The sequence below is a fragment of the Streptomyces smaragdinus genome (genome assembly GCF_009604385.1).
Classification (GTDB): domain Bacteria; phylum Actinomycetota; class Actinomycetes; order Streptomycetales; family Streptomycetaceae; genus Streptomyces; species Streptomyces smaragdinus.
On sequence record NZ_WEGJ01000028.1, the window covers coordinates 1 to 10,796 of the forward strand.

Here is a 10,796-nt window from a genome sequence, read left to right on the forward strand (position 1 = left end):
TTGATGACGACCGCACCGATCGCCGCCGGCGGGCCGCCCACCCACCCTCCAGCGGGCCGGGCCGGTGTGCCCGGCTCCCGCCGGACCGGGACGGTTGTGGCGTCCGGCCGGGGTGGGCGGCCGGACGCGACGATCGGACCGCGCGGCACACGCCCCCGCACGCCGTCCCCGTTCGGCGGCCGTGACGGGGGAGTGGCCGCCGGTCAGGCACGGGGTACGGCCACCGGCGGCGGCCGGCGGCGGTTCGATCACCGCCCAGCATGCAGGGTCGTACCCCTCGGTCCCGGCCACCGACCGACCCCACCTGGGGGACCGCTCGGCCCTTGTGACGGGGGCCGGACAGGGCCGGTCGGCACGGGGACCCGGCCGTCCGGCCCTGTCGCCGCGCCATGTCCCGCGGCTTCACTCGGGATCGCGTCACGGTGTCCGCGCCGGTCACCCCGAGTGGGGATCCGGTGCCGGGGTGACGCGGACGGACACCCCACCGAACAGGTAGGTCACGTGATCGGAATCGTGGGACACGCGGATCTCACCCCGCCGTCGCTGCGGCTGCTGGAGGGCGAACTCCGGACCCGGCTGGAGGGCCTCACCCCCCGGGCCACCGACGGCGTGGCCCGGGTCGGCTCCCGGCTGTCGGTCGCCTTCGGCCGGGCGGCGCGCGCCGCCGGGTTGCGGCTCATCGCCCTGGTGCCCGCGTACGACCGGCTGCCCGCACTGCCCCCCGGCAGCGGGGACGCGGGCGCGGCGGGAGAGACGCTGCTCCTCGCCGACCAGGTGCGGCTCATCGAGTACGACCCCACCCTGACGGTCCCCGACATCACCGCCGACGAGCAACTGGTGGGCGCCTGCCGCCGGTTGCTGGCCGTCTGGGACGGCTCGCGGTCGACGGCCCGCGACGCCACCGCGCATCTGGTCGCCTACGCGCGCGGGCTGGGCATCGAGGTGGACGTGGTGTGGCCGCCGGGTGCCGCCCGGCTCTCCGGCGTCTGATCCTTTGCCGTTCCGATACCTTCTCGATACATCTACATTCGGCCCGCAGTGGGCAGAATTGGCGCGCGACGCCAAGATCAATCCGCGTCGTACAGCCGGTCAACGGCCCGTAACCAGCGATCCGTTGGCCGTTCTTCATCGAGGAGAGACGTTGAAGAGACCCCTGACGTTCCTGAGCGCGCTGACCGTCTGCGCGATGACGGCCCTGGGCCTTTCCGCCGCCCCGGCCCAGGCCGCCGACTCCGCACCCGACGCCGCCGTGATCCAGTCGTCCGTCGCCGCCGCCAAGGCCGGTGACCTGGCGGGCATCGACCCGTCGCTGCTCCGGTCCGACGACCCGCGTACGCAGGAGGCGATCGACACCCTGATCGCCCACTACAAGCCGCACACCGCCGCCGCCGACAAGCTCGCCGGCACGATCGGCACCGAGTGGACCGAGCTGCGCGACGCGGCCGCCGAATCGGCGATCGACGGGAACGACTACGTCTGCACCAACACCGCTCTCGGCGCCTACAGCGACCAGCTGCTCGAGGGCCTCACCCTCACCCAGTACCTGGTGATCCTGCTGTACGGCGTCCTCGACATCCCCAGCTACGACGCGCTGGTCTTCGGCGACCGCGACGCCGCGTACTCGTACGGGACGGCCGGCCAGTACTCGAACGAGATCACCCACACCTTCCGTGACCTGCGGAACTTCTGGGACATCGAGTCCGGCGACATCGACCTGATGGCGATGAAGAACGACACGATGAAGGACCCGTACAAGGTCGGGCGGACCGTCGCCTGGATGCAGGGCGACACCTACACCGACGAGGAGTACCTGCCGGTCGCCGTCGCCATCATGGCGCTGATGGAGCCGCTGCCGCAGGGCCTGGACAACCCGATCTACACCTTCAACGCCTTCGCGTTCACCGCCGAGGGCGACCCCGACCCGATGATCCAGGGGATCGGCGACGCCCTCGTCATGGGTGACGGCATCCTCACCGGCATGCAGGCCGTCGGCCTCGACGAGTACGCGCCGCGGGCGATCATGTCCCACGAGTTCGGCCACCACGTCCAGTTCGAGACCGGCGTCTACGAGGACACCGACCTCACCGGCCCCGAGGCCACCCGGCGCACGGAGCTGATGGCGGACGCGTTCGGCACGTACTTCCTGGTCCACGCGCGCGGCGAGGCGCTCAACGCCGAGCGCTACCTGGGGTCGAGCCAGTCCTTCTACGAGGTCGGCGACTGCTCGTTCACCAGCGCCGGCCACCACGGCACGCCCAACCAGCGCATCGCCGCGTCCACCTGGGGCGGCGACCTGGCGGCCGACGCGCGGGCACAGGGGCACATCCTGCCGGCCGTGACGTTCGGCGATCTGTTCGAGGCGCAGCTGCCGGCGCTGGTTGCGCCCGACGTGAGCTGAGTCTTCGCCCGTTTGTACGAGGGGAGTCGGTCCGTGAGGACCGGCTCCCCTTTCGCTATCTTGCCGTGACCCGACCGTCATCCGGCGTTGACCGCTTCGTTTGCATGCGCATGCCACGCTCGTCGTACCGGTCAATCAACCCGCGTAGAACGGACACCCCACATGCCCGACACGCAGTTGCCCGCCCCCCGCCGCTGGAAGGCCCTCGCCCTCGCCACCGCCGCCGTGCTGACGGCCCTCGCCGCGAACGCGTCACCGGCGGCGGCGAACGACGACTACGACTCGACGTACTACAAGAACGCCGTCGGCAAGACCGGCACCGGTCTCAAGTCCGCGCTGCACACGATCATCGGCCCCCAGAGCAAGCTGTCGTACGCGGCCCTCTGGGAAGCCCTGAAGGTCACCGACCAGGACCCGGGCAACAGCGCCAACGTGCTCCTGATCTACTCGGGCAAGTCCCGCGCCAAGTCCCTCAACGGCGGGAACGTCGGCGACTGGAACCGCGAGCACGTCTGGGCGAAGTCGCACGGCGACTTCGGCACCGCCACCGGCCCCGGCACCGACCTGCACCACATGCGCGCCGAGGATGTCCAGGTCAACTCCATCCGCGGCAACAAGGACTTCGACAACGGCGGCTCCCCCGTGACCGGCGCCCCCGGCAGCTTCACCGACTCCGACTCCTTCGAGCCGCGCGACGCGGTCAAGGGCGACGTGGCCCGCATGATCCTCTACATGGCGGTGCGCTACGAGGGCGGCGACGGCTTCCCGAACCTCGAGCCCAACGACAGCACGTCGAACGGCAGCGCCCCGTACCACGGCCGGCTGTCCGTGCTGAAGCAGTGGAACGAGCAGGACCCGCCGGACGCCTGGGAGGAGCGCCGCAACCAGGTGATCTACGACACCTACCAGCACAACCGCAACCCGTTCATCGACCACCCGGAGTGGGTCGAGGCGATCTGGTGAGCCTTTGAGGGCGCCGGACCCGGCCCCGTCCCGTCCGGCCCTCCCCGGGCGGACCGGACGGGGCCTTTCCGCAGGGCCGACCGGCCCTCCGGCGCGGGTTCTGTCGACTCTGTGACTGTCCTCGCCCCCGTCGTTTGATCAACGGTGGGCCGGGAGGCGTGCCGCTTTCCCTTGGGCGCGCGTCCTCCCGGCACCCCCGTAGTTGAAGCGATGGAGGATGCAGACCGGTGGCCACAATTGACGTGCCCAGGGACCAGGCGGCGGTGCCCGTCCCGACGGGACGCACGAGGAAACCCTCACGGGTCTGGGTGGAGTGGCTGACCACCACCGACCACAAGCAGATCGGGACGCTCTACCTCATCGCGGCCTTCGTCTTCTTCCTGGTCGGCGGCGTGCTGGCCCTCGCGATGCGCGCCGAGCTGGCCCGGCCGGGGCTGCAGATCCTCTCCAACGAGCAGTTCAACCAGGCGTTCACCATGCACGGCAGCATCATGCTGCTGATGTTCGCGATGCCGCTGTTCACCGGCTTCGCCAACTGGATCATGCCGCTGCAGATCGGCGCCCCGGACGTGGCCTTCCCCCGGCTGAACATGCTCGCCTTCTGGCTCTTCCTGTTCGGCTCCACGATCGCCGCCCTCGGCTTCCTCACCCCCGGCGGCGCGGCGGACTTCGGCTGGTTCCTGTACGTACCGCTGTCCGACGCCACCCACTCGCCGGGCCTCGGCGCCGACCTGTGGATCATGGGCGTGGCGCTGTCCGGCTTCGGCAGCATCCTGGGCGCGGTCAACTTCATCACCACGATCCTGTGCATGCGCGCGCCCGGCCTGACCATGTTCCGGCTGCCGATCTTCACCTGGAACGTGCTGCTCACGGCCGTGCTGATCCTGATGGTCTTCCCCGTGCTGGCCGCCGCCCTGTTCGCGCTGGAGATGGACCGCCGCTTCGGCTCGAGCATCTTCGACCCGGCGAACGGGGGTCCGCTGCTCTGGCAGCACCTCTTCTGGTTCTTCGGCCATCCGGAGGTGTACATCCTGGCGCTGCCGTTCTTCGGCATCGTCTCCGAGATCATCCCGGTGTTCGCCCGCAAGCCGATGTTCGGCTACATCGGGCTGATCGGCGCGACGATCTCCATCGCGGGCCTGTCGGTCACGGTCTGGGCGCACCACATGTACGTCACGGGCGGCGTGCTGCTCCCGTTCTTCGCCTTCATGACGATGCTGATCGCCGTACCGACGGGCGTGAAGTTCTTCAACTGGATCGGCACGATGTGGAAGGGCTCCCTGTCCTTCGAGACGCCGATGCTGTGGACGACGGGCTTCCTGATGACGTTCCTCTTCGGCGGTCTGACGGGCGTCCTGCTCGCCTCGCCTCCGCTGGACTTCCACGTCTCGGACACGTACTTCGTCGTCGCCCACTTCCACTACGTGCTGTTCGGCACCGTCGTGTACGCGATGTTCGCCGGCTTCCACTTCTGGTGGCCGAAGTTCACCGGCAAGATGCTCGACGAACGCCTCGGGAAGATCACCTTCTGGACCCTGACGGTCGGCTTCCACACCACGTTCCTCGTCCAGCACTGGCTGGGCGTGGAGGGCATGCCGCGCCGGTACGCGGACTACCTCGCGGCCGACGGCTTCACCGCGCTCAACATGGTCTCGACGATCGGCACGTTCATCCTCGGGCTCTCCTTCCTCCCGTTCTTCTACAACATCTGGAAGACCGCCAAGTACGGCAAGAAGGTCGAGGTCGACGACCCGTGGGGGTACGGCCGTTCGCTGGAGTGGGCGACGTCCTGCCCGCCGCCCCGGCACAACTTCCACACCCTGCCCCGGATCCGCTCCGAGTCCCCGGCGTTCGACCTCCACCACCCCGAGCACGCCCGTACCGAACTCGAACCGGCCTGACCGGAAGGGACCGTGATGCACCACTCCGTCCTCGCCCTCGGCTGCGCCGCGACCACCCTCGCGGGCTGCGTCTGGTACGTCCCCGCCCTGGCCACGGTCCGGGCAGGGGAGGACCGCCCGGCCTCCCGCCGCTGCGCGGCGGCGGCGGTCCTCACGGCCTGGGGCACGCTGATCGCCGTCGCGGTCTCGCTGGCCCTGACCTCGTCCTGGCTCGCCCCGCTGACGGCGGCGGGGGCGGGGCTGGCGCTGGCCTCGGCCCTGCGCGTGCGCGCCGCCCTGGTGGCCCGCGCGGAACGGGCGCCGTGGGTGGACATCCTCCCGACGGTCGCTCGACCGCCCCAGCGCGCCTTCGCGGCCTGGACGGTCACGGGGCTGTCGACGGGGCTGGTCCTGTCGGTGGTGGTCATGCTGGCGGCGCAGTCCACTCCCGTGGCCCCGCGCATCACCCTGGCCCTGCTGACGGGAGCCTCGGCCACGGCGGCGTTCCTCCTGCTGGCGGCGGCGCGCCTGCCGCGGGGGGCGCAGCACCGGGCCTGACGGCGATTCGGCTGCCTTCGGTCGCGTGACCGGAGGCAGCCTTTTCGCGGGTCAGGACAGCCGCATCCCACGCGCCTCGGCGACGCGCAGCACGTCGCGCAGGGAGCGGGCGAGCCGTCGTCCGGTGTAGCGGACCTCGGTGTAGTCGGAGAGGGGGTCGTCCAGGATCTCCATCGCCTCGCCGAGGATGTCGGCGCCGACGCTCAGGAGTTCGGCCTCTGTCACGTCCGCGAGCCGGGAGAGAAGCCCGCCGCCTTCACCGGTGATGAGGAAGCACCGCTTGCCTTCGGGGGAGAGCCAGGGGAGGAGGCGGGGTTCGTCTCCGCTGCCTTGGGGGTGGATAGGGTGGCGCATGTCGGTCTGCTCCTTGTCAGATCGGCCGTGCCCCGGGAGGTCCCACAACCTCGCCGGGGCGTCTTGCGTCCCTCACCGTAAACCGGCTGTTAGCTCCTGTCTATAGCTAACTATTACTGCTAGCTTCTATGTTCGACTGTGGAGCCATGCGTACAGTCCAATGGTGATTGAGTTCGACCCGACCCAGCCCAAGTGGACGCAGATCGCGGACGATCTGCGCGCGAAGATCGCCAGCGGCGAGTACCCGCCGCGAACCCTGATCTCCGAGGTGCAGCTGGAACGGGACTACGGCGTAGCCCGCATCACGGTCCGCAAGGCCACGGCGGCCCTCCGCGAGGAGGGCCTGATCACCACGACGCCGGGAATGGGCTCGTTCGTAGCCGGCTGACCGCCGCCCGGAGCCTCAACTCATCCGCTCCACGGCTTCCTTGGACTCCTTGAGCCCCTCCCCGGTGAGCTCCCGATACACCTTGATGGCCGCGATCTTCTTGTTCTGCCGGATCAGCTCGTAGACCCGCTCCATCCCCGGGATCTGGGGCTCCTCCACGCCCAGATGCCCGAGCAGCAGATCAACCTTCCGCTCCAGCCGGGCAAGCTGCTGCTCGACCTTCGCGTTCTTCCCGGACGGCAGCGCGAGGGAGACCATGACGACGAGCATGAGGACTGCGGCGAGCAGTATGTATTCCATGCCGGGGACCCTATTGCGCACGCTGAAGGGTGAGACCCTATACGGCGGAACATCCGTGGTCGGCCACGCTCGTTGATCGAGTGGTGTTCGGGACTGCGAGGCGAAGGAGGACGGCCGATGAGCCCTGCACGTCGTTGGCAGGATGTGAAGGCGGAGGCGCACAGACGTCACCCGGAGCTCCACGACCCGCGGCTGCGGGAGCGTGCGGATGCCGAGCTGGACGCGCAGATCGCCGGGTTCCACCTGCGGGAGCTGCGCCGACTGGTCGGCAAGACCCAGGCTGACGTCGCCGCTGCGATCGAGGTCTCTCAGTCGCGGATCTCCCAGATCGAGAACGGCGATCTCGACTCGATGGAGCTGGAGACCCTGCGTGCTTACGCCGCAGCCCTCGGCGGCCATGTAGATGTTACTGTCGGCATTGGACCGCATGCTGTGAAGGTTGCCTGAACGAATCCGTGAATGACGGCTCGGCGGACGCGGCCGGACTCGCTGTATCTCCGAGTTGGTCACGTGGCCTTGTTTCGATGCCGCTCCCTCCCGGCGCAGGACACGACGCGCGCGGGTTGTTCAGTGTCTGGTCAGGACATTGAGCGGGCGGCCAGCCAGGTAGCTTTCGAGGTTGTCGTATATTTCCTGAAGGTTCTCGGACCGGGACCTGTCGGTGTACCAGCCGATTCCGGGAGTCAGGAGCACGTTGTCGAGTGTGCGTAGAGTTTCCGCGTCCTCATCGGAGATATCGTCCAGCGCGGCGCCGGCCAGTCGCCGGGTGGAGAGCATCCGGACCAGAGCGTGCTGGTCCACGAGACCTGCCCGGGAGGTATTGACCACTACTGCGGTCGAACGGAGTAGTTCGAGGCGCTCTTCGTTCAGAAGGCCGCGCGTGCTGGAATCGAGCGGGATGTGGAGCGATACGACATCGCTGTTGTGCAGCACGTCCTCCAGGGACAGGAGGGTGAGCCCGGTCGAGGTCGACTGACTGCGGTTCGTGGCGATTACCTGCATCCCGAAGCTCTTGGCCATGGAGGCCACTATCACTGCGATACGGCCTGTGCCGATCAGGCCCAGCGTCTGGCCGTGCAATTCCCGACCGAGGAAAGGCGGGTAGAGGTGGCTTGCACCGTCTCGGGTCGCACGGTCCGCGGCGGGTATGCGGCGGACGAGGGAGAGTAGCGTGGCGAAGACGTGCTCGGCGACCGCCTGCCGGGAGTAGTTCGGGCAGTGCGCTACCGTCACCCCGGCGCGCCGGGCGGCGTCGAGGTCTATGCCGTCGAAGGCGCTGGTGACTACGGTCAGGTAGCGCAGCCGGGTCACCCGGTCCAGCATGTCGGCGGTCAGTCGCGTCCACTCCACGATCGCCAGGTCGGCATCGCAGAGCCGGTGGACGGCGGTGTCGGCGTCGGGCCGGTCGGAGAAGACCTCGAAATCCCCCAGTGCGGCGAATCTGTGGCGCCACTGGTCCGGCAGGTACGTCGGCTCGTCCAGATAGATGAGCTTCACGCCTCGACCCTTCGGGACAGCTGCGGATGGGTGTCGATGGCGGAACGCAGCCGGGAACAGGCTCTGGCGAACATCTCGGGATCGCGGGCGAGAGCGAAGCGTACGAATCGGGAGCCAATGTCCGGCGCGTCCCAGTGGAAATGATCGCCGGGCAGGACAGCGATGCCCAGTTCAGCCAGAAGTGCTACGACGTCGATGCCGGTCAATGCTGGTGACGTGATACGCAGCCATTCGACACTCAGGGAATTTCCGCGGGAAGCCGGAACCAGGATCGAGCCGTCGAGTGCCGAATGCAGCATCTCCCGGTTGAGGCGCACCACATGGCACACCGAACTCTCCAGCCCTCGTTCCAGGGAGTCGTTGAGATAGGCCACCAGCAGCCGCAGGACGAAGGGGCTGACGTTCAGCAGTAGGTCGTTGTGCAGTTCCTCGACGCGGCCGAAGAGTGAGGCGCTGGTGGCCAGGATGCTGCACTTGAGGTCGAGCGTGGGCCAGGTTTTCCCTGTGTCCTCGACGCAGAGGTAACGCACACCCGAGCGCTCCAGCACCGCGTACTGATCCCATGTGCCGTGGTTGGCAAAGAACCGGAAGGTCCAGTCGATTACCAACAGCGTGCCACTGACCGCGCATATGTCGACGACCCGTTCGAAGGCGTCGGGGGTGAGGCTGAACCCGGTTGGGTTGTTGGGGAGGGTGAGGAACAGGGCACCGGGTGCGTCAGGGCCGAGGAGAAGGCTGCCCAGGGCATCGGTGGCCACAGTCTCCTCGGGTACCGGGACGAGGTCTGCTCCGCGGCGTCTGAGGAGCCCGGCCAAATTGTCGAAGCAGGGAGTCAGCAGGCCGACCCGGATTCTCTCCGCCGCGAGGAACGCGGCGACGAGGTCTGTTGCGAGCGATGCTGAATAGCACATCAGGGTGGAGGTGTGGGTGCGTGCGGACTGTTGGCCGGCCAACCTGTAGAACGTGTCCTGGAAAAGCGCCTCCACACTCTGCTGGCCGACGCTCTCGCATTGCGTGTAGAGCGCCGGTAGCAGAGCCGTGATCTCACGCTGCGTGGAGTCGGACAGCTGGCGGGCGTGGCCGTCCGCCAGATTCAATTCGCGTTCGATCCCGATCCGTTCGTACTGCGTGAGGTTCGGAAGGCGTGTCATGGGAGCTCCTTGCCGTTGGTCTGACGGGTGGTCCCGTCTTCAGTCGCATTTCGCTCGGACCCGTGGACACGCATCAGGAGATCGTGCACCAGGAGAATTGCCGTGAGGTATTGCCATAGATCAGGGCGGGTGATCAGAGTTGCGGAGAGTCCTACCAGGAGGCCTCTGAAGGCCAGTTGTTTCCGTGTCATCCGTAAACGCGACGACCGGAGTATCCCCCTTGTCATGCTGCTTCTCCTTCCAGCACCTCCACGATACAAAGCGCTCGAGTGGGCGGCAAGGAGCCTCTTTACTGCGAAAGCGACCCCCGCTATCGTTGGTAACTCGATGGCCGCGGAGGGAAGCCCACCTACTGTGCTGAGGTAACAATCATGGTCCAGGGCGAGCGTCAGGTTGTGTTGGAGACAGTTCTTCGAGATCTTCTCGAGGCGCCGGTGATATCCGGAGGCAGAAAGAAGTTGGCGCGCGCCATAGGCGTCAACGAGGCGACAATCTCCCACTACCTCACGCGTCGCATCAGACCCAGTTTCGACACGCTGGTGCAGATCGCGCAGTACTACAACGTGAGCCTGGACTACCTGGTCTTCGGAGAACGTCCGCATGTCGCCTCGGACGAGGGCACGGCCGGGGTCAGGGCGCAGATCAGGAGGGCCGTGATCGAAGCAAGTGACGCGAGTGGCCGTCACCTCGATCTGGTGACCCGCATCAGCCGCCAGTTGCATGCCAAAATTGATGAGGCGGCTCGTGTGCTCAGAGAGGAAGGGGAGACGCATGGGCCCGTTGGATTCGTGACTGATGCGGAGGCCATTGGCATGGAGGCCTGCGTGACCCGGATGCGGATCATGACTCGCCTCTTCCAATCTGACGTCAACGAGGGCGAGCCGGGCGCGTTCCTCGATGTAGTGATTCAGAATCTCAGAATCGGCCGTACGTACCAGTACCTGCTGTACGGAGAAGGCGAGACGTGGACTGTTCCCGTTGAGCGCTTCCGGGATCTTGTCGTCCGAAGCGGTGTCCCGGTCGAGGTGCTGCGCCAGAATCTGCAGTTCCGGTGGCTGTCTCAGGAATTGATCAGTTCGGTTTGCCTGCTGGATCTGGACGTCGAGCTGATCAAGCGGCAGGAGCCGATCCTCTGGGAGAGGCATCAGGACAACATCTCCCCAGGCGGAACTTGGGCCTACCTAAGCATTGAGCGCCCCGACGCGCAGGGTGGCGTTACGATAGAACCCACCTATCTCAGTTCGACCTTGCGTCAGTTCAACCGGGACTGGGCTGTAGCAAGACCCATCTGACGTTCGCCGAGCTTC

12 protein-coding genes are annotated in these 10,796 nt (G+C 67.3%); 8 read left to right on the forward strand and 4 right to left on the reverse strand.

What is annotated here, in order from left to right; translation table 11 throughout:
- The first annotated feature begins 501 nt into the window (after positions 1-501).
- The 5 genes from SRB5_RS26125 to SRB5_RS26145 all read left to right on the forward strand — a co-directional run bounded on the left by SRB5_RS26125 (position 502) and on the right by SRB5_RS26145 (position 5,799).
- A complete protein-coding gene (locus SRB5_RS26125; protein ID WP_323378483.1) occupies positions 502-990 on the forward strand; it encodes a hypothetical protein in 489 nt (162 codons plus the stop codon).
- Positions 991-1,141: 151 nt separating this feature from the next.
- Positions 1,142-2,398 (forward strand): neutral zinc metallopeptidase, encoded by a 1,257-nt coding sequence (locus tag SRB5_RS26130; protein WP_153455890.1) that lies wholly within the window; start codon positions 1,142-1,144, stop codon positions 2,396-2,398.
- Between the two features lie 162 nt (positions 2,399-2,560).
- A complete protein-coding gene (locus SRB5_RS26135) occupies positions 2,561-3,361 on the forward strand; it encodes an endonuclease I family protein (RefSeq protein WP_153455891.1) in 801 nt (266 codons plus the stop codon).
- Positions 3,362-3,624: 263 nt separating this feature from the next.
- A complete protein-coding gene (gene ctaD / locus SRB5_RS26140; protein ID WP_323378512.1) occupies positions 3,625-5,262 on the forward strand; it encodes an aa3-type cytochrome oxidase subunit I in 1,638 nt (545 codons plus the stop codon).
- 15 nt (positions 5,263-5,277) lie between these two features.
- The gene (locus SRB5_RS26145) at positions 5,278-5,799 is read left to right on the forward strand and encodes a hypothetical protein (RefSeq protein ID WP_153455892.1); all 522 of its coding nucleotides are present in this window, start codon (positions 5,278-5,280) and stop codon (positions 5,797-5,799) included.
- A gap of 51 nt (positions 5,800-5,850) precedes the next feature.
- Here the strand turns inward: SRB5_RS26145 and SRB5_RS26150 are convergent, their stop codons facing one another.
- Positions 5,851-6,153, reverse strand: coding sequence for a hypothetical protein (locus SRB5_RS26150; protein ID WP_153455893.1), 303 nt, complete (start codon positions 6,151-6,153; stop codon positions 5,851-5,853).
- Positions 6,154-6,316: 163 nt separating this feature from the next.
- On the opposite strand from SRB5_RS26150, the gene SRB5_RS26155 reads away from it, so the two are divergent.
- Positions 6,317-6,541 (forward strand): GntR family transcriptional regulator, encoded by a 225-nt coding sequence (locus tag SRB5_RS26155; RefSeq protein ID WP_323378485.1) that lies wholly within the window; start codon positions 6,317-6,319, stop codon positions 6,539-6,541.
- 15 nt (positions 6,542-6,556) lie between these two features.
- Here SRB5_RS26155 and SRB5_RS26160 read toward each other — a convergent pair whose 3' ends face one another.
- Positions 6,557-6,841, reverse strand: a complete 285-nt coding sequence (locus tag SRB5_RS26160; RefSeq protein WP_153455895.1) for a ribosomal protein L7/L12 — start codon at positions 6,839-6,841, stop codon at positions 6,557-6,559.
- A 117-nt stretch (positions 6,842-6,958) separates the two neighbouring features.
- On the opposite strand from SRB5_RS26160, the gene SRB5_RS26165 reads away from it, so the two are divergent.
- The gene (locus SRB5_RS26165) at positions 6,959-7,288 is read left to right on the forward strand and encodes a helix-turn-helix domain-containing protein (protein ID WP_153455896.1); all 330 of its coding nucleotides are present in this window, start codon (positions 6,959-6,961) and stop codon (positions 7,286-7,288) included.
- Positions 7,289-7,408: 120 nt separating this feature from the next.
- Here SRB5_RS26165 and SRB5_RS26170 read toward each other — a convergent pair whose 3' ends face one another.
- Positions 7,409-8,338: a 2-hydroxyacid dehydrogenase gene (locus SRB5_RS26170; RefSeq protein ID WP_194293036.1), complete on the reverse strand. Its 930-nt coding sequence runs from the start codon at positions 8,336-8,338 to the stop codon at positions 7,409-7,411.
- Positions 8,335-9,489: a pyridoxal phosphate-dependent aminotransferase gene (locus SRB5_RS26175; RefSeq protein WP_153455898.1), complete on the reverse strand. Its 1,155-nt coding sequence runs from the start codon at positions 9,487-9,489 to the stop codon at positions 8,335-8,337. The genes SRB5_RS26170 and SRB5_RS26175 overlap by 4 nt, the downstream gene beginning before the upstream one ends.
- A gap of 371 nt (positions 9,490-9,860) precedes the next feature.
- Here SRB5_RS26175 and SRB5_RS26180 point away from each other — a divergent pair, with 371 nt between their 5' ends.
- Positions 9,861-10,781, forward strand: a complete 921-nt coding sequence (locus tag SRB5_RS26180; protein ID WP_153455899.1) for a helix-turn-helix domain-containing protein — start codon at positions 9,861-9,863, stop codon at positions 10,779-10,781.
- The last annotated feature ends 15 nt before the right edge of the window (positions 10,782-10,796 follow it).